The organism is Paenibacillus polymyxa, assembly GCF_015710975.1.
GTDB classification, from domain to species: Bacteria; Bacillota; Bacilli; order Paenibacillales; family Paenibacillaceae; genus Paenibacillus; species Paenibacillus polymyxa.
On record NZ_CP049783.1, the window covers coordinates 4,490,536 to 4,514,104 of the forward strand.

The window sequence follows — 23,569 nt, forward strand, 5'->3', positions numbered from 1 at the left end:
ACCCAGAATAAAATGAAATTAAAGGTTCAGTTCACAAACGAGCTACCATTTATGATTCAACTTCCAAATGGAGATTATTCAGTAAGAACGAGACTAAACCCAACAGAAGAGAAAGATTTTATCCTAAAATTAAGTGATGATGTTTTCAGAGTACATATTAATCCTTTTGGTAGCAAAAAGTCTGCCATGTGTATCGAAGGTGAGAGAGCGGAATTGGAAAGTTACATAATCAATAATCGTATTCCAAATTATGCTTTCGAACCTTGTAAAAGTTATATTAGTTGTACAATTGAGGAGGAACTAGAATTAAAAGATGAACTGTATTTAAATGTCACGAACGACGACTTGATTGATAAAATTAAATCAAAAATGATAAGAGAAGGAATTAAATATACTGATACCATTGATTTAACTAGAATGGCGACAACAGAATTTGGCACCTACAATACAGATCAGGTTTTAGAAGAAAAAATAGATTACGTTGTTAATAGGAGATTGAATGAACTTAGCAGATTAGTTTATCCCTATCATAATGCTTTAAATCAATTCATAAAACAATATTCTTATCTGCGAAATGATTTTTTTGTCGAAACTACAACTATGCATACTCTTAAGGGGACGACATCGAGACAGTTTGTCGATGGTTATTATTATGATTCTATTAAGCATGCTGGAAAAGCACCTAGCATGATGCCATATCAAAAATGGTTACCAGAGATCGATAGTAATCATGTTGAAACATTAAAAGAAAGACTTATAAATGGTTTCGATATTCCACCTACTAAAGATTTGATTATAATGGCTCGCAATCTTGCTGAAAGAGGAGAGTACCGTTCAGCAATCATTAATAGTTCCGCAGCTCTTGAGGTTGCTGTAGAACAAAAAATCATTGAGAAAATGTATTTGAATGGAAACACGCAAGCGGAAATTGATACTTTCTTAGACAGCACAAAGACTAATTTTTATAGGAGATGCGACAGACAATTGAATGAGAAGGCAGGGCAATCACTGGTACGAAACAATCCTACTCTTTGGACAAACATTAATTCCCACAGGAATAGATACCGTCATAAGATTGCTCATTCTTCGCTCATGCCCAATGCGAGGGATACCGAGAAAGTAATTAACGATTTTGAGATAGCCGTAAACTGGGTAGAAGCTTTATAAAATGCAAGTTTGATTAGTCCAATATTAATGCGAATAGTAAAGGAGTATTAATTCATGAAGGCTATGGCAATCGTAAGATCGTCTATCGAATGGAGCATAGACGAACAGCAAAATAAAATAAATCAGTATGCAATATCAGAAGGTATCAATCTTGTTCACATTGTTGTAGTAGCGAGTGATGTAGATTTAGAATTAGCTACCAATAATCTATCAGAAGTTGACGCTGTTATTGTGACCGACGTAACCCGAATTAGTAGAAACAAAGAAACCTTAGACATGTTCAAAGAACAACTTAGACATAATGATACGCAATTGGTGATACTCTCTTGATCTTTATATCTTAAGCGGAAGGGAGAAAAATGGGTTGGTATCAAATAGACTAATAGATAACTTAAAATCTAAACAAAATAAATGGAGCTATAACCAACGCATATGGGTAAGAGGTGCGAGTATTGGATGGATAAAAGGTTATTGTGATGTTAAGGACAAATATGTAGTAGAAAGAATGGTAAATGGAAAATTAGTAGTAAGATTGTATATGTCTGAAAATATTTTAGAGTATGAGCCTTGGGACGAAGAGAAAAAGAAGCAACATAAGAAGCATGTAGAATGTATAAAAAGACAAAAGTTTATAGAAGATTAATTTAGATATTTATGGATGGCAGTTGAAATGTAGTTTTAATTAAAAAGATAGGTGAAATGCAGAATGTATTGTGAGAAGTGTGGTAAGAAACTAGAGGATGTGTTGGAACACGTTAAGCACATCCTCCATGAGTGCAATGGATAAAATACATACAAGTAAGGGGAAGCAGCAATAGTGGACGAGAAGGCAAGAGAAGCACTTAGGAAGGCTGTATATCTAATTGGTATTGGGGAAGGGTTGAAGGCAAGCGAATTGCTGATTGATCTCTGCTGAATCAACCTCTGAACGATGCAGCTAAATAACCGCACCACAAAGTTTGTTTTATAGTGAGTAAAATATAATTTTTATTAAAAAGCCTGCCAATTAAATGGCAGGTTCTTCTTTATGTCCAATGGTTTTTGGAAACCCTAATTGCTCAGCTCTGTGTATAATTTTAATTAATGTGTCTAAATCCTCGCTTGCGATAGGTCTTTCTTTTCTGCCATCACTAATTTCGATTTTCAACTCATTTATTTTATTTGTTTGCATTCGAATTGTTTCCTGCATATTTAGAAATTCCAATCGCAGGTTATTTAGTGCGTCGATTGCTTTATCTATTTCTGTCATATGTTTTATGTCTTCTTTCATAGCTGTGTTGGTATTTGTATTTCTTATTTTTGTATTTATCTTATTATTCATTCTTTCTTCTTTAGCTGCTTTTATTTCATTCCTATAGTTATGTCTCAAAGCACTGTTCCAGCGAAAACCACATGCTGCCGCTGTACGATTTAGTTCTCTCCCAGCCTCCTGAAATGCGGTTAATTGGGTTTTGTTGCTGCGTATATTGGCTATCACTGTTTTGGCTAGTAGATCATCTTCAGGCTGAGTCCAAGCGTCTTGTCGCATCTATATTCCTCCCAATAAATATTCCTTATTGCTATGTATATCCAGTTGTCAAGTTATTTATGCAGTAAAAGACTGAATATATACATGGTGTTTAAATTCCTTGACAGAACAAACGTTCCGTATTGTTTTTTATTATTTTTATTTGTATAATTACCAATATAGAGAGTAAATAAATGAGAAACATAGTTAGAGTTAAAAGTAGAATGTGTAGTTATATATAATAGGAATAATACGAAGATAGCGATAAGAACAACATAAACAAGTTTCAATTATAAGGAGCGTGTACATAATGGCGGTAGCAGTAGAAAGAGTAACGAGAGAAGTAAAAAAAATGGACGTATGGATTGCAAACCTAGGAGAAACTAATGGAGTAAAAACAAACATTCAAAAGGGACAGAGACCTGTGATTGTTATGAGTAACAATATTGGAAATAAATATTCTCCAGTAGTTATGGTAGTCCCTTTATCCGCACAGACTCAAAAAGGAAATCTTCCAACTCATGTACTTTTAGACAAAGATAAATGTGGATTCGATAGACATTCAGTTGCATTGTTTGAACAGATGAGAGTTTTAGACAAAAAAGATTTGGCTTGTAAGGTTGCAAGTATTCCTCATGAATATGAATCAAGTTTGAACAGTACATATAAAGTAGTGGCGGGGATCAACTAAGTAGGATGAGAGTGAAATAAAAGAAGGAATATCCTTCTTTTATTTTCTATTTAAAGTAAGCAACTCTGAAATATCAATTCCTAGTTCATCACACAAGAGAGAAATATTTTTTAAAGAAATTTGCTTAACATCATTATTACACATGTTATTGATTGTAGCCTGTCTGATACCTGTTCTTCTTGAAATTTCCCTTTCGCTTATTTCGAATTTTTTAAGTATAGCTTTAAGATTGATGTCAACCCAAGACATACACATTTCCTCCATTAATTACAAATAGGGGTTGACACGAAATTAGATAAACCCTATAATATAACTCAGGTGATACGAATTTCGTGTCACTACACAACAAGACAAATACACTCCTTATGATTTTGGGCGAAGGGTGTATTTGTCATTTTATTCTAGCAGATTGTTTAATGAAATAACAGTAAAAAATACAACTTTAGAGGACATGTTACTATGAAAAGATATAGTTTAATGAAATTAGCAGCCTATGATAAAGAGCATAACCTGAAGACATGGAAATTTGTAAATATTGAAGCAGAAGAAGCGAACGATTTAAATAACTTTATGGCAAATGGTTTCCGCATATGGGACACTAAGAAAGATGAAGTTGTTAAAACTAACCTAGATATAGCTAAATGGATAGAAGAACACAACAATGAGGAGTGATATAAAATAATGGGGAAAATAATAACAAGACTAATGATTGAAACCGCATACGAATATTCTAGAAAGGTTTTTCATAATGAGATGGATCTTGGTTCTGCGTTAAATTCCATTTCACTGTTATCAGGAATGCACAGAGGAACAGCTCTGTCTCATATCTCCGATTTTTGTTCTATGATGAAGGGTGAGGGATATAGGAGCAAGATTACCGCAGACGCAACAAAATACTATTTGTTGAATATTCATAATGATTATGACAAAGAGTATTTCAATAAAGCCTTAAAAGCAGTAAAATTACATATAAAGAATTATAAAAAAGAGAAGCAAAAGAATCTTATAAGACTTAGGATCGTTGTTGATGAGTTTGAGAAAGAAAAGTTAGTAACAAAGGTATAACTTGAGAGTAAATAATAATCTAATGATGAGCGTGCATATATGTGCTACGCTTATTTTTTTTACTCTTTGATAATAATTATCGCTTATAGTATATTTAGATGGGGGTGTATTATGGGAACTTATCTTTACTTTGTTATGACTTACACGCTAAATAGCGGTATTAAAGGAAGTGTAAACCTATCCACGAAACAAATACAGGACTGGATAGAATCTTATCGTGTTGGGAGTAAATATGTAACCACAGTTGGTAAAGAATACTTCGGATTGAATCCTGAGCTTGTTGCAGATTTTAAAGTACATAATGAATTTTCTGAGCAAAGGGAATATGTAGCAGCAATACAGCAACCAGTAGTAGTAAGTAAGGCTAAAGAGCAATTAGCAGATGCATACAGCCAGCACAAGGTATTGATTCAGGTAGAGTGTAAATGTGGAGCTTCCTATATAGAAGAGTCAGCGTACAAGAGGAATAAATGGGGCTGTAAGGAATGTGGAGATATTGTATTCTTGGATAGCAAGAAGGGTATGGTTGATACAGTGAAGGGTAAAGCTTGGTATATGACCAACAGGTACTTTGTTGAGAGGTGAATTGTAACATGAATATGGAGCTTGAAAATAAATATATAAATGAAGCAAAGTTGGCGGCAAAGCAAGCAGGAGGATACCTCACAGTAGAACTCTTTGATTTTTATAGAAACAAAGAAAAAACTACTACATGGGATACCTACAATAGAAAAGCTAAAACAAATTTTAAAGATTTCTTGAAAAAAGCTGGTATTCCAACAAAAGAAGAATACTTATTAGAAAAAAACAGAATAAAAGCAATCAGTAATTTCAAATTATTAAATGTATTAAATGGGTATGTAGATAAAGTGGATTATGAAGCTGGTAATTTTGAGCCTGCTTGGGAGTATATATCTGACCACTTTGGAATAGAGAAAATATGCAAAGCTGCTGAAGTAAATTTGAAAAACAAATATACAAGCATTGAATCAATGATTGTTGATTTAAAAAATTCCATTAAAAAAATAGGTTACATTCCAACAAAAGTAGAATATGATAGTTTGAAACTAAAACCATCTTCTAGTGCAATGAACAATAAGGGGTTGAGTTGGACAGAAGCAATGAAAAAAGCAGAATTTTCTCCAAAGAAAGTTGGGGAAAAAGTATGTGAATACGAAAGATGTTATTCGCAGTTTCTTTTTATTGAAGGAAAGAAATTCTGCATCACTTGTGAGAATAAAATAAAGAATGAAATTCTAAATAAAATCGAATTAATGAATACAAAAGACTTAAAAGATGTGACTAAAGTTCTGGTTTTGGAAGGTAATAATCACAATTTGTTAGATAAACTTAGGAAAAAATGATCGTGTATATTTATTATATTTATGTGTTATAATTCTTTAATAAAGGAGTGTATCACATTTGAAAACTGACCGTAGAGAAGTAGAAAAGATAATTACTGAGATAATTGATGAACATAAGACAAGTAGAAAGAAGATACTTAGTGTAAATGACAGATTAAACTCACTAGGAGTTCCCTATGGAACATTAAACGAGATTATTTTAAAAAAGAAAAGCATTGAAGAGGTTAGTCTACCCTTATTATGTGTCTTTACTGAGTGCATTAATAGTGTTTTTGGTGGTATAGATCCACTTGAACATTTTACAGCGACTGAAATTAGAGAAGCAAAAGAAAGTGTAGCATCAGAATTTGTTAGTGAAACAATAAGTCTACCTTTGACTTTTAATGCAATACAAATTGACGAAAAAGCATATTCTTCAAAAATATCAGCCAAGCTTCTAAATAAGATGTTTGAATCGCAGATGATAATATACGATCCAAGGTCTCAAAGAGGATTAAAATATAAAGGCAATCGCAACGATGGAATTATTGAAACGCCTATTGTAAATCAGTCTTCCGTGAGAACTATTGCTAATAAACTGGTTGCGAATGACTATTTAACTGATACCATAAGATTTAACGTTTATAACTTTGAATCAGAACCAGTAACTTGGATTCCGAAAGAAGACGAGTTTGGACAATTAATTATAAACAAAGATGCTACTATAAGTATATTGGATGGTTTTCACCGTTTGCAGGCTACTGTCAAAGCAATGAATGAGAAAAATGATTTAAATTTTAATTTTGAACTATCGATTAGAACTTATGATCAGCAAACTGCCTCTAAATTTTTTGGTCAGATAAATACAATCAACATTTTAAATAAAGACAGAAAGAAAGAACTTTCTGCTACTGGGCGATCTGCTTCTGTTGTAAAAGAATTACAAACCAACCAAGACAGCGAACTTAAAGGTATTCGAATTGCCTCTACAACTAAGCCAAATACTGCTGTTGGGCAATTGACAACTTTCAGTATCTTAAATTTAGCGATTGAAAGAACATTTAATCCTCAGACGTATCTTGATTATCAAAATGTATCTCACTATCTTGTGAAATATTTTGGTATTTTGATAAGTTTGTATGTGGATGCTTTTTTGGAAAATAGAGAAAAGTATGATAAGAGCTATATAAATCACCCTTTAATGTTTTTTGGATATACAGTGATCGCTTATAAAATGTATCAAAAAGATAATCAAAGCATTAATCCACAGGAGTTAAATAAAATAATTGATAGTCTTGATTTAAGTAACGATAAAACACTTATAGATTTATTTGAGGCTAAAAGAGCTTATTCGTCTACTCGCATTCAAGGGGACATACTAAAACATTTTGAAAATATAATCAAAGAGGTGTAACAAATTGAATAATATATATGGGGATAGCCTATATAATCCAGAGATCAAAAAAAGATTTTTAAGTGAATTTAGAGAAAACACTCGTAAAAACTACGAAGGAAAATTAAAACGTGCAAGCAGAGTGGAAATGAGATTGGAAAAAGACCTTTATGATTTTACATTGAGTGAATTTGAAGAGGTTATTTATCTTCTAGCTCCAACAAAGTTAAGTAGTGCAATGAATTATGGGTCAATTCTCAGGAAATACGTTGAGTGGGCAAGTGCGCAAGGGCTTAGAAAAGATAAAATGAATCCACTTGCAGCAATGAAAGGGAAAAGCGACTTTGAAAAATTTGTACCACAACAAACATTAATTAAAAAAGAGCATTTAGACGATGCTTTATCTGAATTGGATAGTTATAGAGATATAGCGATAATTCTATCAATATTTGAAGGTATTCTGGGTAGAAACAGTTCTGAAATAAGAACCTTAAAAGTGGAAAATATCGATAAGGCTAATAATAAAATAAAATTAACAAATGTAGACCGCTATGAAACAACAGAAAGAGAAATTATTGTTAGTGAATATTTAATTAAATCTCTTTTAGCAGCCGATAAAGAAGAAGTGTACAAATCCAATTTTGGTGAAGGTAGCAAAAGAAAAGATACTTCCAAATTAAAAGACAATGAATATATAATAAAGAGCACGAGAGGAGAAGAAGTTAAACAGTCATTAATAACATTTGTTGTTACAAAGTTTGGTGAAAAACTGAATAGGCCAAGTTTATCTCCAATCGATATAAGAAATTCAGGCATGTTAGAAATGGCAAGAATAGAATACCTTCGTGATAACAAAAAATCTTTAGATCGTTCAGATATTCATAAGATATGTAAACAATTTAATGTTGGTTTGCGTGATGGTGGTATAATCAACAGTACAATGTATACTCAAGATTTCCTCAATGAAGAAACCATAAAAAGAGTTTATCCTGAAGTAGAATAAGTATTTCTTATTCTACTTTTTTTATGGAAAATTGTGTTGACATCAACATAAACGCATGATATATTTACATTATAAATTCATTATATTTAATTATAAGAACGTGAGGGCAAACATGGAAACAGCTAAATACATAATATTCTCAATGTTGGATGGAATGGCGATTTTTATTTTTGGATTTGGTATGTATTCGGTAAAAATAAGAGATTATTGGATACAATTTATCGTTTCAAGCCTGTGTATTTCGGTGGGTTCCTACTTATATATGGAATATGGTTTTCCGAATAGGATTGCTCCCGTGACAAACCTTATATGCATGATTCTTTTTCTTGTAATTTTATTTAAGTTATCCCCTCTTTCATCACTGAGAATATCGGGAATTAGTTTCTTAGTGCAGATGATTTTACAAACTTTAACTGCTGTCATACTCGCATTAACACTAAAAATTGATTTTTTTACAACAACAAAAGATTATGGAACGTTGATTCAATTTTTAGGTGACTCAACAATGATCTTAATAAGCCTTGCATTAAGAAAACGATCTGTTTTCTTTACAACACTGCCGTATCAATATACTTTGAAATTCAAAATTAATGTCTCTAATGTTGTATTATTCATTATTTCTCTGATCGGAGTGTCTGTAATGACAAAGCCAACTTTCGATAATATGACTATTAGCGTAGTTTTTTGGATAATAATATTTGTCTTACTGATTTTTATAGAAAGAAGAAAGGAAATTAAAAATGAATATGATTAATCAGTTGGCTGATAAATGGAGTATTGCAGCTAAAAGGAAATATCCTGATGAATTACCGTCACAACAAATAGTAAGGTATACAATTAAATTTATTATATCGAATACCATTCCAATATTTATTGTTTTAATAGCATCAATGTTGCTGGGGATTACCAAAGAAGCAATACTTGCACTAATTGGTTTTTCATCAGTAAGAATGTTTTCAGGTGGGTTTCATTTTAAATCAGCAGAAATGTGTATAGTTTTTTCATCTCTTGTTATAATTTTAATTGCATTGTGTGGCAATTATTTCGATAATTATTCTTTCGCTATGTACCTAGCGAGTATAATATTAGTAATGTTGTATGCACCAAGTAAGATCGAACAGCAAACAAGAGTGAAACCAAAAAATTTTAAATGGTTTAAAATTATATCTTTAATATTAGTTACGCTAATATATACGATTAATATTCCAGTTTTGAATTTAGCAGCTTTAGTACAAAGTCTCCTCTTGATACGCTTGAGAGGAGGTGAAAAGGTATGAAATTGAACAAACTTATGCTGATTGTTGGTAGTTTTTGCTCTCTGCTGGCTGTAACAGTAGTAAGCACTGCTAGTTGGACGTTGATCCATGGAGAAGCAGTGCCAGAAGAATTGAAATAAGATATTTGGTGTCTCGTTCTTCTTTTGGGAGGCGAGACACCAAATGAATTATGAGGTGAAAAAATTGAAATCAACGGATACTATAAAAGTAGTTAAAAAGATAGGTGACAAAATAGACGAAGTAGCAATTATGCTGCCAGTATCTGAAATTCAAGGATTTAGAACTGAAAAGAAAAGTGGAAGAACTGGGCAAACAAGAATTGTATACATAACAGATATGGGCGAGTATATCGATGAAACAAGAACGGAACAGACGATGCGTTTATTTGAGAATATTGAAGGCTTCGTAAGAGTAGGTAGAGGGAGCATGGCTGACGTTACTAAAATTGATGAAATTGATGAAAAGGTATATGAGATATACTTTGATAAAAACAAAAAAAGCTTTGTAGAGATAGCTGCGGTACATTTAACCAATGTGAAAAAAATGCTACAAAAATTAAGAAACAATAAAAAATAAGAGTTATTTTTGGATTTATGTTGCTTATGCCTTTTGGCAGTAGTATAATCAAAATAAATACGAACATAAGTTCCTGAATAAAACGATTCGACAAAAAGTGACACACTATATGGACGTTTTTCCAGTATATTGATTAAGTCAATATATTTAGACATGGTGTGTAAAGTTGTTGCCTAATTATAGTAATCTCGTATAATAAAAGTATAGAATTCGACAGCAAGGAGATAATGCTATGCAGCAAGACGAACTAATTTATCGGCTTGATATACCTAAAAGCGCCACAATAATAATTAAAAAAATTGAGTTCCTTTTGAGAAGTGACTCTGACAGACAAAAAATGTATTTATTTTGCAATGGTAATCCTGGCTCTGAATATATTTATCTCTCAGAAAAAAGAAAACAGTTGATCAATGAAGAAGGATATAAGGACAAGAGTGAGTTTATTGTTGATTATAATGATAATAATATCATGGCACTTGAGAGATTATGTCAAGAAAAAGTTGATGGTTTTAAGTTAGCTAGATTAAAAGTAACAGATCCAGAAACATTATATAGCTTGTATGAAAAAAATAAATACTCAAATTTGCTACACTTAGCCTTGTCTTAGTTGCATAGCCATTGCCGAGCGTATGGTTCGGCTGATTACATACTTTATAGCTAGAAATAAAAATGTATAATGATTATACAATTAAAAATAATGAAATACATTGACTATAATGAGTAAGCGTGTTATATTTAATTAGCAAGGTAATCGACGTCATAAAAGAATACTTTTATCAAGATAGACTGTTACCAAAAGGCAATGAACAAGGGTCTTTAGCTCAGTTGGTTAGAGCGGTCGGCTCATAACCGATTGGTCGGGGGTTCAAATCCCTCAAGACCCACCAAGAAAATAACACACAAAAATGTGTGATTATATAGATAAGATATAACTGAAAGGAGATGTCAAAACATGAACAGGTCTTACGATAGCGGATTTACTTAGTTTCAATGTAGGAGCTAAAATAACTCTTAAAGAAGTACATACAATAATAACGCCAAGTGCGATTATATAGATGCAATACATCTCACTTAACAAGGTGGTGATATGAATCAAGAACAAGTTGAGAAGCCCTCCTTTTTATGATTGATTAGACTTAAATTAATCAAATAAAAATAATCAAACATAAAAAGGAGAAATAATATACATATGGCAGACTATAAGATTAAAGTGAACAAGAAGCACGGTGGCAAAGAATTTAAAAGCGCATTTCGATTTATCGGGAAAGTAAGTGAGATTAGCAAAAAGGATCAAGAAACAGACAGTTGGGTTAAACAGCCTATTTATCAACAAACAACTACGAAAACAAATAAACAACGTAGAGTACTGCAATTTGAAATTGAAACAGCATTGAGTAATCGCCTTCGAGTGGAATTGTCGGGTATGGAACAGCAATGGGCTTATCCTTATAGTAGTACACATAAAAAACCTCACAAAGTAGCTTGGGCTGACAGAAATAACAAAGAAGCTTTTCCAGACAATACATATCATCCGATTGAAGTAGATTGGGATAAAACAGAGCGGCTTGGTGAGTTGATTAAAGTAGACGAGTGGTATGAAGTAAGAGGACAATATCAATTTGATGTCTTTACTCCAGACAGTGGCGAGGAAAAGGTTTATCTGAAACGCATCATCAATTCTGTTCGCCCAATCAAAGATGGCCTGATTGTTAACGATGATGGCACAACTCAAACAGTTAAGCACTCTGGAGAAGAATTTGATTACATTACAGATTTTAATGATGAAAATTTCAGAGAAGTAAATTACTTTACAATGCAACTTGGTATTCGAAGCACTTATCAAGAAGAAGGTGGAGATACAAAAATAAACGGACTATTTCTTGATTATGGGAAAGAACGTTCTGAGCCAAAAGATGTTGAATTGATTTGTTATCAAACAGAGGCAGCAGAAGGAAAGATTTCAATGGCAGATGCATTTGCAAGTTTGAATACATATGATTTCATCGAAGCAACAGGACAAGATAATAACCGGGCAACATTTGCCTACGTAGATGTAGTGGAAGAACTAGCTTCGGACGATCCTTTTAGTAGTGTAGATAGTACTCAAAAAGTAACAAGAAAAGAACGTGTGACAAACGGAGACAAAAAGGGACTTGAAGTAACCAGTTATGTCCAGGGAAGCCTTATGCGTGAACTGCTTACTGAAGAAGAGGTCAAGAAGTCTGCTGTTTTGACAAATGAAAATCCATTTGGTGGCAGTGTTGCAAGTGATGATCCGTTTAACCAAACAGCCAATCCATCCGATGATCCATTTACAGCAAATAGCGATGATCCTTTCGCGTGAGAGTAGATTTTTACAATTTATTAGAAAACGGTCTGTGTGTAAAAGCGCAGACCAAACATAAATACATATAACAGGGAGAGATTCATTTAATGAGTTGGAGAAATAAAGTTGTAGGTAATACGCCTAAAGTTGAGCTGCATTCTATCACAAGTCTGGTTGCAGGTACGTATAAAACAGGAAAAACGCGACTTTGGAAAGAACTAACTGAAATGCACTACAAAAATCCAGTAGAAGAAACACTGCTTATCGCATGGGAGCCAGGATTCGAGACTTGGGAATTGGAGGAGAACGTTCTACCTATTTTTGAAGAAGGGTCGGACGAAGATGCTTGGAAGCAATGGGAGTTTTTTAAGAAAGACGTGGTTCCCGGTCTCGTTCAAGAAGCAAAAGAAAATAAAAAAGTTAAGTTGATCGGATTCGATACGGCAGATCGTTGTATTGATGCAGCAACGGCTTGGTTACTAAAAGATAGAGCAAAAAAATATGGTGTCGCTCGACTTGTTTCATTGCAAGAACTAACTGAAGCTTCTAAGGGGGCAGAGAATGGATACACTGCACTCTATGATGAAATGAAAAAGCCTATCGATGCTCTTAAAGCAGCTAAATATGGAATTATGGCAATGGCATGGACTAAGGAAAAAGAAACTACTCTGTATAATGGTATGAAATATAATTCTGTCGAACTTATGATGCATCAAACAGGAAGAAAGATCTTTGAATCTCAAGCAAGATTGATTTGCTGCCTATTTAATGAAGTTGTTGTTACAGATAAAGCAGGTAGTGAAGTTTCAGAAAATGTTAAGACTAAAGCAGGAAAAGAAAAAGGGCACAACTTTCATGAAACTCGTACGGTGATGGTTTTTAGACCAACTGAGTATATTTCTATCGCTGGTGGAAGCTATACAGATCTACCAGAAGAGCCAGTAGAGTATAGTGCAGAGAACTTCATGAAGGTGTTTGAGAAAGCAGTTAAGGGGCAACTTAAAAAAACAAAGAAGAACATTGAAGAACTGAAGGTAGAACAAGAACAAGAACGTAATGAACAAGCTAAGGAATTTGCAACACAAGAGGTAGAGAAACTAAATGCTGAAGATTTAATTAATCAAATTAATCAACAAAAAGAAAGATATACTAATGATCAACTAACAAAATACATTGTTCCTGAATTCAAAAAAATTCTTGGAACAGCAGCATACCCAACAGTTTCAGATGTGGATGGTCTTACCGAAGCACTTAAATTAATTACCGAGTTCCAGTTGCCAGCTTAATACATAGCTCCAGTAAAAGACAGATTTTATTATAAATAGAAGTCCATATGTACGAAGTCAACTGTTTTACAATGACATATGGACTTAAAAGGAGTTTTTAAATGATAAGAATGAGCAAAGATTTGGCTATTGGAATCTTAAAACAGAAGAATTTTGAAGCAAAAAGTGACCTGAGTATTCGACCAATTACAAAGATGAATTTTATCAATACTGATGGAGAAAAAGATTGCGTGTATGATTTCTCTTTAATTATTCAAAGAGGCATAATGAGCGATGAATTAAAGGAATCATTGAAATATGGGCAGACTTTAACCAGCAATCTACAGAAGGAGTTAGACTCCTATATTATTGAGTATACTTACAGCAACGAGTTGATTCTTAACAGTAAAGAGGTTTCAGACTTATTGAATATGGTAGATCTTTTGAAGAATAAGAAAGCTAAATCAATACTTGTTAAAGAGGGATATATTAAACCTTCAATTAAATTTTATGAATTTTAATTTATAGATTTTTATGTGTAACAGCCTCACATAAAAGTGGGGCTTCATACTAAAACAGGAGCGTGATACGTTGGGTGAGCTAATCCTCTCTCTACTATTGGCGCTATCAGTATGGAACAACACTGAAGCACAAAGTGTCAATCAAGTACGAGAAATGAAAAACACGACTAATACCAAGGAAGAAACACAGATTGCTAAGTTGGATAAGATCAAACAAGTAGATACATATAGATGGGATCGTTTTGAGTTAACAGCATACACCAATAATCAAGGCAGGAACGTACACAACAAAGATTATGGAAGGACAGCTTCAGGTAAAATGACCAAGGCTGGTGAAACAATAGCTGCTGACTGGAGGGTGCTGCCTAAAGGTACAGTAGTTTATATAGATGGTGTAGGCAGAAGAGTAGTGCAGGATAAAGGTGGAGCTATTAAAGGCCATAAGATTGATGTGTATGTCAGAACAGAAAGTGAAGCAAGACAATTTGGTAGAAAGAAACATGTAAAAGTACGAGTGATTAAGTGGGGAGAGAATAAAGATCGAAAACAATCAGGAACAGCGAATTGAGAAGATTTGTGGTGAGGTTGAGTCGCTTCTAAAAAGAAAGAACCATGATTACGGAAATTCTTTTAGTATCCAGTTTGAGAAATATGGAATTCTAAGTGCACTAATCCGCATGGACGATAAAATGAGAAGACTTGAAAACTTGGTTCAAGGAAGTAAGGCTAAGGTTGAAGAATCAATTGAAGATACATTACTTGATCAAATCGGTTATGGAATACTCGCTTTAGTTGAATTAAGAAAACAGAAAGAGGGATTGAATGGCTAAGAAAGTATTAGCTGTCGATCAGGACAATGTTATTGCCGACCTGCTCAGTGAGTGGGTACGGCGTTACAATCTTGACTACAGTGATGATTTACACCCAGATCAAATTAACGCTTGGAATTGGCATCATCTATGCAAAGAAGAATGTGGGATTAAAATTTATAAATATCTTGATGAACCTGACTTCTTTTATAACCTGCCCGTAATGGAGGGATGCCAAGAAGTACTGAAAGAATTGAACTACAATTATGATATCTACATTGTGACAGCTCCATTCAACTTGAACAATGTTGTGCCTAAATATAAATGGCTGGTAAAACACTTCCCTTTTTTAGATGAAAATAAATTTGTATTTACAAGGGACAAATCTATAATAGCAGCCAATTATTTAATTGACGATAAACCTAAAAATTTAGAGAATTTCAAAGGGAATAAGATTCTGTATAATGCACCACACAATCTTGACGAGAAGCGATTTTTTCGAGTAAACAACTGGAATGAAGTTAGAGAAATTTTGTTGGATTGGAAGTGATAAAGTGTTGCCATTTAACTTTGAACGATTATCCGAATTATATAATTACTTGGAAATTGAGGATATTGATTATGGAGAGCTTCAAGAGTTACGCGATAAGATTTACGACTTAAAACAAATTGTTGAAGATAAAATGGATGTATATTGATGAGCAGAACTAAGACGATTAAATACATAAATGAAACTTCCGTTGATGAGATGGTTAAGCAGGTAAAAGCTAAAGGATCAAATATTAATCAGGTTATTGAAGCAGCCAAGGAGTCAAGGACTCAGTATGGGTTAAAGGTGCAGGAATTTATCGAACGACTAGGTGAGGTAGAGAGTGATGTATAAGTGGATAGCATATGGCTTAACTATGCCTAAGGATATTCTTCTTATCGACAAAAATAATGACGATATATGGGCATCACATGATAAAGCTTTAGAATATCTAAATGATAATCGTATAGAATTTGATACTTTGAGTAATTATGACCCAATGATAGACGTGGATATTGACCTGATGTTGGTAATAGAAATTTTGTAAAACCTGTATTTGATCGGAAGAGGAGAGATAAGATGAAGTTTATTCAAAATGAACCTGAGCTAGTTGAATTAGAAACAGGGGACTTGTTGATTGACGAGGATTCTGGAGTATATATCATTGCAGAGGATATTGAAGAAGATGAGTATCCCATTGTATTGGTTAATATTGAGACCGGATATATAGATAGCGCTTATCCGTCAATTAGCTCTGTTTCAAAAAATAAAAATTTCTCCAGACATATCAAAGGAAGTAAATTGGTACTATCTGAAACTCTATGAAATAGATCTTAGTGCTATCAGTAAGGGGTATTTAGTTTTTTGAGGAAGGAATGCGAAATTTATTTTTCATTGAACTAGCCATTTAAATAAAAAGATCATATGTGAGACGGTGGAATAAGGATGTGTTTGCGATGGATATCATTGACGCTATTCAGAGAATAGTAAATGAAGTCGTTGAAAATGAGTATAGACACGATGAATGTCCACCAGAGTTTATAGTAAGTCTATTGTATGAAAAGTCTGTTGAACTTGATGAACGATCAGACAAGGATCATAAAATTATCTTAACAGTTAGACATTTGGGATCGTGCTTTAGTAAAGTGATTTTCCTCAAGTAACTCAGGTGTTTGGGTATGACTCCTTAAAAGAAGAGATGAAATACATGTATAACAGAACTATGTAAATGTGAGGTGTTTGTGTGGATGAGTTTTTGTTTTACTTAGCTGATGCCAAGCACAGTATGTATGATAAATTATACGGCTCAAATAGGTTTGTTTATTCAGAAAATGACTGCAATGAGCGAATTAAACTCATACATAAGTATGAAATGCTGTTGGATGTTATATCAATGTTGCCACCAATAGAGCAAACAAATATACAGGAAATCATTAAAGGGTTTTATGAAGAGTAGATTTTAATTTTGATGGAGAGGATGCGCTATTTATGGCTACGCCTATTGATGGATATGCAAAAGTAGTAACTGATGATATAGGAAATGTAATTCACGTTTTCGATTATTATTTCAATAATGATAATCGTTTTAAAAAGTTTACAGATCAAAAGATTATCCAGTTAATTCATAATACAGGAATTGCTAACTCAGAACTTCTGGTAACGTTACTACATTGGCAATATGATGACAATGAAGGGTTGGATATCTATGAACAGTTTGTGCTTAAAGCTAACTACAAAGAGAGTTTAATTGATGAAGTCGAAATTAAGAAAGGTTTGATCGGGGATTGGACTTTTGAAGTTGGTGATCCTTTGGAGCCAGAAAAATTTACTTTCAAGTGGACGTAAGACGATTGTATGAAAAAATTTATAAGGAAGACTACCCAGTAAAATAAAGATTTTAATGAAATGTAACTTCAACAAATATGCGAGGTTAAAACCTCCTCAAATATATAAAAATACTCAAGGAGGTCTTATACAGTTTTAAATATTAATAAGTAACCCATCCAGCATAAGTGACTGTCCAAGTGTAACCAGTTTGTCCATCAACTGAACTCAGCGTTAATGTTCCACGATATGGATCTACGTTATAACTAGTAGTTGTTGGAATATCTCCAAGGGTAGGGAACTGAGACTTTGGTAAAACAATTTGCCAAGTGATATATTTTGTCGCAGAAGGAGTTACAACACTTGCCGTTGATACATTGTTGGGGTTTGCTGTTTCAGTGCTTGCAGCAAAAGATGTTGATCCAAGAGTGAAACACGCAACAACAGTCAACAAGCCAACTAAAAGTTTCTTTTTCATCTCAATCATCCTCTCTTATTTGGGATACAGATCTATCATAGAGAAAAAATTACCATAAGTAAACAATAGTTTGAAATAAATGTAACGATAGTGAATATAATGTGAACAACATATTAAAATTAAATTATATCGTGTGTGAAATTGATATTTCATCAGGAAAGGAGAGATTTATCTGAGCGTTCAAAGCGCAAAACATTTTATTGAGCAGCAGTTAGACTACTACGAAAACTTTATTTCTGATTTAGAGAGAGAAAAGGAAGATTTGGGGCATAAGTTGGAGTTAGTTCAAAGTCGAATTGAAATTTACAAAGAAAAGTTCTCTGATTATAGAACAATATTAGATCAATTAAAAAGCGATGTGTAAATAAAATCGATCTTTGATCAAGAATAAAGACAAATATGTGAGAGTATATGCTTCAAAAGTCAGAGAGAGTTGAAGATTGGGAATTGGAGGATAACGGTGAAAGTTAAAGCAGATGTGTCTGTCAGTGCAGGGTACAATGGGGACTATAAAATTGACTCACTAAAAATTAAAGTGGCATTCAAATGCCATGGAAAGTTTAAGAAGATCAGACTAAAAAAATATATTATTATACATGATTGGAGTAACGAATTGCGAAGCTCATTTCTTGAAAAATGTGTTGAATTGATCGCTAACCAAGAACTAATTATAAACTATGCAAAAGAAATGATTAGAGAGTACTTTGAGGGAAAAGAAGAGGTATCGCTAGAAAGAGATTTAGAGATGAATCTAGGTGCTTCGTTGAAGTCAATTAATAAAAATAAAATACATATTGAAGTAAATATTTGATGAAATCAGCATTTCATAATGATAGGGTTTTGAAATGGAGGGCATTATGCCGACTAAAAAAAGTAATCATAAGCATGAATACGAATTGCTTGAAGTCAAAGAAGGAAATTGGTTCACTCATGAAAAAAGATGTAAGATCTGTGGTCATTTGAATAGTCGTTTGAAGATAGAACAAACAGAAACACGATGAAATGAAACTTTTACACTGAAAGGGGAATGTACAAATGAAGAGTATTATAAAGGCAAGAACTACTAAGAAAATTTATTATATGGAGAGAAGTCAGCCTTTAAGTTGGTGGGGTTATTCTATTGGGATCGGCGACTTTAAATATAATGATAAATCGGATAATGATGGTCGTTTAGGATTTAAAAAGACAAAAGATTTAGAACTCATTACACTTAAAGAAACAGACCAGTTCCATAGGTTATTAGACAAGGGTGAAAGTATAAGTATTGAGGGAAATCATTATGAAATAGCTGAGGTTGTCCATGGGGTTGATGGGATAATGGAGTATTGGGTAGATGTTGAATATGACGATGAGAAGAGTAGAGATAAGGCATTGAAAGAAATCGAATTAAGAGGGGCTTTTCTTGAAGGCAGAAAAGTAGAAAGTGAAAAAGTTAAACTGATAAATACAGATCATATAGTATCATCGGTACTGCACGAAGAGGCTACTGCCTCAAAAAAGGCACGAAAAATTTTAAATAAACTTAAGAAAGCGAGATCCAAAAAATAATGAGTCTAACAGCAATTGAGCGTGAAACAGTATGTGTCTGTAACGATGAAACAAATGAGTGGGAAGTGTATAGTTGCTCACCTAAAACAATCACAAAAATCAAAAAGGCTGGTTTAGAGCTGCTTCGAGTTGATGCAGATGGTGGTCACTACTTCAAGGGTGATTATGGACAGGTTTCATTTCGTACCAAGAGTAGTGGACGTAACTGGACACCCGAACAGAGAAAGGCTGCTGCCGATAGAATGGCTAAAGCTAGATCAAATAAAAATACATAGGAAGTGGTTTAATGAAGAAATTAAAAGAGATTTTGTTTGGTTTAGAGAATTGTGAATCTTTATCGATTGATGCCAAATACATAGGAAATTTTAGTGTTACTAATGTTAGAAAAAGCATTATTCGACATTATGGCGACATTAGATTTATGGATATATGCGATACTTTTTCAATTGTTGTTAATAAAAATGCAAATACAGACTATCAAGTGTTTGGTGTGGAAGATGAAGGTTTTAAACAAAACACCTTTGACCGTCTTACTAGTGGTGATATTGTTGTTATCGATATTGTGTACGATGATGACTCAAAGGATGAGATATATGTCCATTGGGAAGGTGAAAGTGATTATTCAAACGAAGCTCAAAAAACATACATAGGTAAACTTGGAGATTTATTCATAGTCATATCAAAGGAAGAAACAGTAGAGTCGATTTTTGAAGATTGGGGAATTGATAGTCAAGATGGATACATGGATTTAATGTGGAGATCTAACCAAAAAATACTGTGAAATAAGAATTTTATATAGAAAGGAAATGCTAAATTGAGAAAAGATAAAAATAATAAAAACATAAACGAAGAAAATTTAATTGAACTAAGAGATCTGCGAGACGATCATGTATTCCGAGATAATGTGCTTGAACGCTTTAGTTTCTTTGCTACTCTAGGTGACAAAAACGAAGTTACTATTGAGACTATTTCGAATTATTATGAAACAAGCATTGAAACTGTTAAACAAGTTATTAAAAGAAATAGAGAGGAGTTTAATGATTATTCAGAAGTTAGAGTACTAAAAGGTAAGTCATTAGCTAAATTTTGCGAGGTACATAATGTACCTGACAAAATTGTAGGAAGCAAAACAAGAAGCTTAATGTTATTAAATAGAAGAGGTATGCTTAGAATTGGTATGCTGCTTAGAGATAGCGAAATAGCAAAATCAATAAGACATTATTTATTGAACATTGAGCAAGTATCATTAAAAGAACAAAAGGAATGGGCAGTACAAAGAGAAATAGCACGGATTGAACGTGTTCAACTGACAGATGCTATCAAACACTATTTCATTGGTGGATTAAAAGATGGATTTGAGTATTCAACATTTACGAACTTAGTCTATCAGATTATTTTTGATTCTAACGCAAAGAAAATGAAAGAATACTACGATCTGGATAAGAATGATAATTTAAGAGATGCGCTTTCTACGGAAGACTTGAGAAAAGTAGTAAAAGTAGAAAAGACTATTGCTTCGTTGTTATTGCTGAAAAAGAGCTATAAAGAAATTAAAGAAGAATTGTTGATACATAAAGAACGATTTTTAGACGATTTATATTATTAATAAAATCGCAATTTTAGTTGAAGCAAATAGAAGCAATGCTAATTGCTTAGAAAGGAGTGGTTATATTCTTGGTTAACTTTTTTACTGGCACACTTCTTTTTATCATTGATTTTATTAATGTATTGGTAATTTACTGCGTGATAGGTCTTCTATGGACGATTGCAGAAAAAATATTTTATGGCACAATCACACCTAGAACTATCGACGATATTGTAGCTTTTATTCTAGCTTGTTCTATTTATTTGAATCTAATCAAATAGAAATTTGATTAAAAAGAGCAGCCTTACAGACCGCTCCCTAGAGAATAGTGTGTCTCAGTTCATAGTGACAATGAATAAGGTTATCGGGGAGGGCATATCCATGAGGAACTCTTGCAAAAAAGTAGATTAAGGTATCCACTTCGTTCTCAGTTAGTTCGTGAGACGTTGACTTAAATACGGTACTCATAAACTTCAAAAACCTCTGGTTTGGCTCTGAATTGGGGAATGCATACATGCGATAAGAAGATTCGTGCCAGTTTTTAATTATAAGGTCATCATGTCCAAATGACCTTAGATGAAGAGCTGTGATCAAAGTGTCCGCTAGAAATATGTTAGCATTTAATTTCAGTAACAATTTAATTACAGTTGATGGTATCTTGATTGCAGTATTTTTTCTACTATTTAATAAGTAACGAGTGCCGTCAGAAAAATTGATTTTTGATTTATCAAATTCTTTGAGTGGCTTAGGAGAGAGCACCATTAAGTTACCACCTTTAGTGAGAGTTAGTATTTATATTATAGACTTCTCATTAAATAAAGCACAAGTAATTGTATAAAAGAGGACTTTTATTGAGTCAAGATTATACAACAAAGTTTTAATTCTTTTAAAGTCTATCTTTCAAAAAGCTGGGAAAAAGGATCACTCTTCCTAAGTCGAACAAAAACAACATGAAAAAGACCACCTTATCATAAAGGTGGTCTAGATTAGAGAATTATTAATTGGAAGTTGTAATGTTCACATTCAATGTTCCATCTATTTTTTTAGCATTAACTTTAGCTCCCAATACTTCAGAAACAATTCGCAATGGAACTTGAATGCGAGTTGCCGGACTTTGCGGTGCAACAAGCAAGGTTTTCTTTTCACCATTGACATACGCAATTTTGCTACCGACCGCTAATTTAATTACAGTTCCGTCTTTCGATTGGATGGTGACTTGTTGCAAAGCTTTATTCCAATCTGTTACTTTGCCACCTAAATTTTCAGAAACAAAACGAAGAGGAACAAAAGCTGTATTTGTAGCATTATCAATATACGGAGGCGCATCTGAATTAGTTCCGAAATTAACAGGAACATTGTTTACCTCCACATTAATTGTGTAATTATAAGGATGTTTTGTTGCACTGGCTTGTACGCTTAATGCAAGTGAAAAAATAAGAAACACAGAAACCATAAAGAATCTTTTCATGATGTCTTTCTCCTTTTAATTCAAAGTACAATCAATTTACTGAAAAGACATATCTTTCTGACTGCCCTGACGTGGTATAATCTATTTTTCCTCCATGAGTCCATACATCGTTGCTTAATCCGGAGACACTACTTGGGTAAACTGAACTGGAACTATTGTTAGTTAGAAATTTCATATTGTTCCAAATAGCAGGTGTAGTGTATCCATAGTGGAATGGGCTGGTGGTTGAAGTGGCAGAGCCCATAGCTATTGCAGTTAGCCGCTTAACTGATCTACCTGTACTTCCTAACCCATTAAATCTAACAACATAAATATCCGAGTAATTTATTTGCTCTCTAATGGTGAGGGTTGAGTCTGTTGAGTAATAATATACTTTATAGCCGTTAATTTTGTCACCACCATAGAACTTTTTAGTTGTATCATAATAATATTTTCCACTACTAGGTTGTGGTATGCCATTGGTATTTCCTGAATCAACAGTATGATTTGATTTTGCATGGAACATTGGATACCACCCAGCTGGAGTAAACTGAGAAGCAATTCCTTCAAATCCAACTTCAGCTACTCCATCAACACCAGTGTATAAGTAGGCTGCCTCTGAATATTTCAAAGCATCAGTGATATTATAAGTTGGCAAAACAACAGAGTCTGCAACTACGCCATTATATATTTTATTAGTGTTACTAGCGGGAGTTTGAAGGCGATGGAATGCCCCTGTTTCTTTGCCTGCTGTGTTTCCTTGATTACCTAAGTAAGATTGTGTAGAGATTCTTTCATGTGGTTCAGTTCCGTATGTAGATTCTGTAGTTGTGATTTCTCTTGTTTCAAAGTTTGATCGGATATCGCCTTTATCGGAGGAAGTTGCGTTAATTAATTCTCCATCTGAATCGAAGTCTAGAAGAACAACTTCTGCATTTTCTAATTTTTTGATGTTTTCCTTTGTGGTTTGACTAATGCTAGAACTTTCTGTGATGTTGTCTAAAGTTTTATCGAATTCCTTATTGCTCAAAGTTGACATGCCTTTTGCAGTACTAGATGCACCTTTATCTAGTAAGATTTCTTGTTCAATCGCTTCTTTAATATACTGGTCATAGTTGTTGGGAGTAGCATTTTCTTGGGCATTTGCCATTAAAGAAGGGATTGATGCTGATAGGAGCAAAACAGATAAAGCAACTTTAGCTACTTTTAACATAG

The 23,569-nt window shown here is 33.3% G+C and carries 38 protein-coding genes and 1 tRNA gene; 34 read left to right on the forward strand and 5 right to left on the reverse strand.

The genetic code is table 11. From position 1 onward, the window contains the following. Positions 1-12 precede the first annotated feature (12 nt). The 3 genes from G7035_RS20195 to G7035_RS20205 are packed head-to-tail and all read left to right on the forward strand — an operon-like array spanning position 13 to position 1,810. The gene (locus tag G7035_RS20195) at positions 13-1,167 is read left to right on the forward strand and encodes a hypothetical protein (protein ID WP_019687675.1); all 1,155 of its coding nucleotides are present in this window, start codon (positions 13-15) and stop codon (positions 1,165-1,167) included. Between the two features lie 54 nt (positions 1,168-1,221). Then, positions 1,222-1,497 carry a recombinase family protein gene (locus G7035_RS20200; protein WP_019687674.1) on the forward strand — a complete coding sequence of 92 codons (276 nt, stop codon included), beginning with the start codon at positions 1,222-1,224 and terminating at the stop codon, positions 1,495-1,497. A 34-nt stretch (positions 1,498-1,531) separates the two neighbouring features. Continuing rightward, a complete protein-coding gene (locus G7035_RS20205; RefSeq protein WP_019687673.1) occupies positions 1,532-1,810 on the forward strand; it encodes a hypothetical protein in 279 nt (92 codons plus the stop codon). 363 nt (positions 1,811-2,173) lie between these two features. On the opposite strand, the gene G7035_RS20210 is transcribed toward G7035_RS20205, so the two are convergent. Then, positions 2,174-2,695 carry an RsfA family transcriptional regulator gene (locus tag G7035_RS20210; protein ID WP_019687671.1) on the reverse strand — a complete coding sequence of 174 codons (522 nt, stop codon included), beginning with the start codon at positions 2,693-2,695 and terminating at the stop codon, positions 2,174-2,176. Between the two features lie 289 nt (positions 2,696-2,984). Between G7035_RS20210 and G7035_RS20215 the strand changes: the two genes are divergently transcribed. Continuing rightward, positions 2,985-3,365, forward strand: coding sequence for a type II toxin-antitoxin system PemK/MazF family toxin (locus G7035_RS20215; protein WP_019687670.1), 381 nt, complete (start codon positions 2,985-2,987; stop codon positions 3,363-3,365). A gap of 39 nt (positions 3,366-3,404) precedes the next feature. Here the strand turns inward: G7035_RS20215 and G7035_RS20220 are convergent, their stop codons facing one another. Continuing rightward, positions 3,405-3,614, reverse strand: coding sequence for a helix-turn-helix domain-containing protein (locus G7035_RS20220; RefSeq protein ID WP_019687669.1), 210 nt, complete (start codon positions 3,612-3,614; stop codon positions 3,405-3,407). A 210-nt stretch (positions 3,615-3,824) separates the two neighbouring features. Between G7035_RS20220 and G7035_RS20225 the strand changes: the two genes are divergently transcribed. The 25 genes from G7035_RS20225 (at position 3,825) to G7035_RS20340 (ending at position 17,317) form a co-directional block, all read left to right on the forward strand. Continuing rightward, complete coding sequence (locus G7035_RS20225) at positions 3,825-4,037, forward strand: hypothetical protein (protein WP_019687668.1); 213 nt, start codon at positions 3,825-3,827, stop codon at positions 4,035-4,037. Positions 4,038-4,046: 9 nt separating this feature from the next. Beyond that, a complete protein-coding gene (locus G7035_RS20230; protein ID WP_019687667.1) occupies positions 4,047-4,430 on the forward strand; it encodes a hypothetical protein in 384 nt (127 codons plus the stop codon). 111 nt (positions 4,431-4,541) lie between these two features. Further along, a complete protein-coding gene (locus G7035_RS20235) occupies positions 4,542-5,015 on the forward strand; it encodes a hypothetical protein (protein ID WP_019687666.1) in 474 nt (157 codons plus the stop codon). Between the two features lie 8 nt (positions 5,016-5,023). Next, positions 5,024-5,794: a hypothetical protein gene (locus G7035_RS20240; protein WP_019687665.1), complete on the forward strand. Its 771-nt coding sequence runs from the start codon at positions 5,024-5,026 to the stop codon at positions 5,792-5,794. A gap of 58 nt (positions 5,795-5,852) precedes the next feature. Further along, positions 5,853-7,187, forward strand: a complete 1,335-nt coding sequence (locus G7035_RS20245) for a DNA sulfur modification protein DndB (protein ID WP_019687664.1) — start codon at positions 5,853-5,855, stop codon at positions 7,185-7,187. Between the two features lie 4 nt (positions 7,188-7,191). Continuing rightward, positions 7,192-8,169: a phage lytic cycle repressor MrpR family protein gene (locus G7035_RS20250; RefSeq protein ID WP_019687663.1), complete on the forward strand. Its 978-nt coding sequence runs from the start codon at positions 7,192-7,194 to the stop codon at positions 8,167-8,169. Between the two features lie 112 nt (positions 8,170-8,281). After that, positions 8,282-8,923 (forward strand): hypothetical protein, encoded by a 642-nt coding sequence (locus tag G7035_RS20255; RefSeq protein ID WP_019687662.1) that lies wholly within the window; start codon positions 8,282-8,284, stop codon positions 8,921-8,923. Further along, the gene (locus G7035_RS20260) at positions 8,916-9,446 is read left to right on the forward strand and encodes an accessory gene regulator ArgB-like protein (RefSeq protein WP_172494052.1); all 531 of its coding nucleotides are present in this window, start codon (positions 8,916-8,918) and stop codon (positions 9,444-9,446) included. The genes G7035_RS20255 and G7035_RS20260 overlap by 8 nt, the downstream gene beginning before the upstream one ends. Beyond that, on the forward strand, positions 9,443-9,565 hold the full coding sequence (locus G7035_RS27715; protein ID WP_019687660.1) for a hypothetical protein: 123 nt from the start codon (positions 9,443-9,445) through the stop codon (positions 9,563-9,565). The genes G7035_RS20260 and G7035_RS27715 overlap by 4 nt, the downstream gene beginning before the upstream one ends. Positions 9,566-9,608: 43 nt before the next feature. Further along, positions 9,609-10,022 (forward strand): LytTR family DNA-binding domain-containing protein, encoded by a 414-nt coding sequence (locus G7035_RS20265; RefSeq protein WP_019687659.1) that lies wholly within the window; start codon positions 9,609-9,611, stop codon positions 10,020-10,022. Positions 10,023-10,254: 232 nt separating this feature from the next. Then, the gene (locus tag G7035_RS20270; protein ID WP_019687658.1) at positions 10,255-10,629 is read left to right on the forward strand and encodes a hypothetical protein; all 375 of its coding nucleotides are present in this window, start codon (positions 10,255-10,257) and stop codon (positions 10,627-10,629) included. Positions 10,630-10,832: 203 nt separating this feature from the next. Further along, a tRNA-Ile gene (locus G7035_RS20275) sits at positions 10,833-10,909 on the forward strand. 302 nt (positions 10,910-11,211) lie between these two features. Continuing rightward, positions 11,212-12,366 (forward strand): hypothetical protein, encoded by a 1,155-nt coding sequence (locus tag G7035_RS20280; protein WP_019687657.1) that lies wholly within the window; start codon positions 11,212-11,214, stop codon positions 12,364-12,366. An 89-nt stretch (positions 12,367-12,455) separates the two neighbouring features. Next, a complete protein-coding gene (locus G7035_RS20285; RefSeq protein WP_019687656.1) occupies positions 12,456-13,634 on the forward strand; it encodes an AAA family ATPase in 1,179 nt (392 codons plus the stop codon). A gap of 101 nt (positions 13,635-13,735) precedes the next feature. Continuing rightward, positions 13,736-14,134: a hypothetical protein gene (locus G7035_RS20290; RefSeq protein WP_019687655.1), complete on the forward strand. Its 399-nt coding sequence runs from the start codon at positions 13,736-13,738 to the stop codon at positions 14,132-14,134. Between the two features lie 70 nt (positions 14,135-14,204). Then, a complete protein-coding gene (locus G7035_RS20295; RefSeq protein WP_019687654.1) occupies positions 14,205-14,702 on the forward strand; it encodes a 3D domain-containing protein in 498 nt (165 codons plus the stop codon). Between the two features lie 88 nt (positions 14,703-14,790). After that, on the forward strand, positions 14,791-14,964 hold the full coding sequence (locus tag G7035_RS27480) for a nucleotide modification associated domain-containing protein (RefSeq protein ID WP_230877470.1): 174 nt from the start codon (positions 14,791-14,793) through the stop codon (positions 14,962-14,964). Continuing rightward, on the forward strand, positions 14,957-15,493 hold the full coding sequence (locus G7035_RS20305) for a 5' nucleotidase, NT5C type (protein ID WP_019687652.1): 537 nt from the start codon (positions 14,957-14,959) through the stop codon (positions 15,491-15,493). The genes G7035_RS27480 and G7035_RS20305 overlap by 8 nt, the downstream gene beginning before the upstream one ends. Next, positions 15,459-15,641 (forward strand): hypothetical protein, encoded by a 183-nt coding sequence (locus tag G7035_RS20310; RefSeq protein ID WP_154654542.1) that lies wholly within the window; start codon positions 15,459-15,461, stop codon positions 15,639-15,641. Before G7035_RS20305 ends, G7035_RS20310 begins: the two co-directional genes overlap by 35 nt. Then, positions 15,641-15,826, forward strand: a complete 186-nt coding sequence (locus G7035_RS20315; RefSeq protein ID WP_019687650.1) for a hypothetical protein — start codon at positions 15,641-15,643, stop codon at positions 15,824-15,826. The genes G7035_RS20310 and G7035_RS20315 overlap by 1 nt, the downstream gene beginning before the upstream one ends. Beyond that, positions 15,816-16,019, forward strand: coding sequence for a hypothetical protein (locus tag G7035_RS20320; RefSeq protein WP_147288169.1), 204 nt, complete (start codon positions 15,816-15,818; stop codon positions 16,017-16,019). The genes G7035_RS20315 and G7035_RS20320 overlap by 11 nt, the downstream gene beginning before the upstream one ends. 32 nt (positions 16,020-16,051) lie before the next feature. After that, positions 16,052-16,297, forward strand: a complete 246-nt coding sequence (locus G7035_RS20325) for a hypothetical protein (RefSeq protein WP_019687648.1) — start codon at positions 16,052-16,054, stop codon at positions 16,295-16,297. 131 nt (positions 16,298-16,428) lie between these two features. Further along, entirely contained in the window at positions 16,429-16,635 is a 207-nt protein-coding gene (locus tag G7035_RS20330; protein WP_196478874.1) for a hypothetical protein, read from the forward strand. Between the two features lie 80 nt (positions 16,636-16,715). After that, positions 16,716-16,928 (forward strand): hypothetical protein, encoded by a 213-nt coding sequence (locus G7035_RS20335; RefSeq protein ID WP_019687646.1) that lies wholly within the window; start codon positions 16,716-16,718, stop codon positions 16,926-16,928. Positions 16,929-16,960: 32 nt separating this feature from the next. Next, complete coding sequence (locus G7035_RS20340; protein ID WP_196478875.1) at positions 16,961-17,317, forward strand: hypothetical protein; 357 nt, start codon at positions 16,961-16,963, stop codon at positions 17,315-17,317. Positions 17,318-17,459: 142 nt separating this feature from the next. Here the strand turns inward: G7035_RS20340 and G7035_RS20345 are convergent, their stop codons facing one another. Continuing rightward, the gene (locus tag G7035_RS20345; RefSeq protein ID WP_080561176.1) at positions 17,460-17,774 is read right to left on the reverse strand and encodes a hypothetical protein; all 315 of its coding nucleotides are present in this window, start codon (positions 17,772-17,774) and stop codon (positions 17,460-17,462) included. A 460-nt stretch (positions 17,775-18,234) separates the two neighbouring features. Between G7035_RS20345 and G7035_RS20350 the strand changes: the two genes are divergently transcribed. From G7035_RS20350 to G7035_RS20370, 5 genes are all read left to right on the forward strand, one after another. Next, positions 18,235-18,585: a hypothetical protein gene (locus tag G7035_RS20350; RefSeq protein ID WP_019687644.1), complete on the forward strand. Its 351-nt coding sequence runs from the start codon at positions 18,235-18,237 to the stop codon at positions 18,583-18,585. A gap of 224 nt (positions 18,586-18,809) precedes the next feature. Beyond that, positions 18,810-19,322 (forward strand): hypothetical protein, encoded by a 513-nt coding sequence (locus G7035_RS20355; RefSeq protein WP_019687642.1) that lies wholly within the window; start codon positions 18,810-18,812, stop codon positions 19,320-19,322. Beyond that, positions 19,322-19,597: a hypothetical protein gene (locus G7035_RS20360; RefSeq protein ID WP_019687641.1), complete on the forward strand. Its 276-nt coding sequence runs from the start codon at positions 19,322-19,324 to the stop codon at positions 19,595-19,597. The genes G7035_RS20355 and G7035_RS20360 overlap by 1 nt, the downstream gene beginning before the upstream one ends. A gap of 11 nt (positions 19,598-19,608) precedes the next feature. Next, the gene (locus G7035_RS20365) at positions 19,609-20,103 is read left to right on the forward strand and encodes a hypothetical protein (protein ID WP_019687640.1); all 495 of its coding nucleotides are present in this window, start codon (positions 19,609-19,611) and stop codon (positions 20,101-20,103) included. A 33-nt stretch (positions 20,104-20,136) separates the two neighbouring features. Next, positions 20,137-20,928 (forward strand): hypothetical protein, encoded by a 792-nt coding sequence (locus tag G7035_RS20370; RefSeq protein ID WP_019687639.1) that lies wholly within the window; start codon positions 20,137-20,139, stop codon positions 20,926-20,928. Positions 20,929-21,904: 976 nt separating this feature from the next. Here the strand turns inward: G7035_RS20370 and G7035_RS20375 are convergent. Beyond that, complete coding sequence (locus G7035_RS20375) at positions 21,905-22,375, reverse strand: copper amine oxidase N-terminal domain-containing protein (RefSeq protein ID WP_019687636.1); 471 nt, start codon at positions 22,373-22,375, stop codon at positions 21,905-21,907. A gap of 31 nt (positions 22,376-22,406) precedes the next feature. After that, the gene (locus G7035_RS20380) at positions 22,407-23,567 is read right to left on the reverse strand and encodes a hypothetical protein (RefSeq protein ID WP_019687635.1); all 1,161 of its coding nucleotides are present in this window, start codon (positions 23,565-23,567) and stop codon (positions 22,407-22,409) included. Between the last annotated feature and the right edge of the window lie 2 nt (positions 23,568-23,569).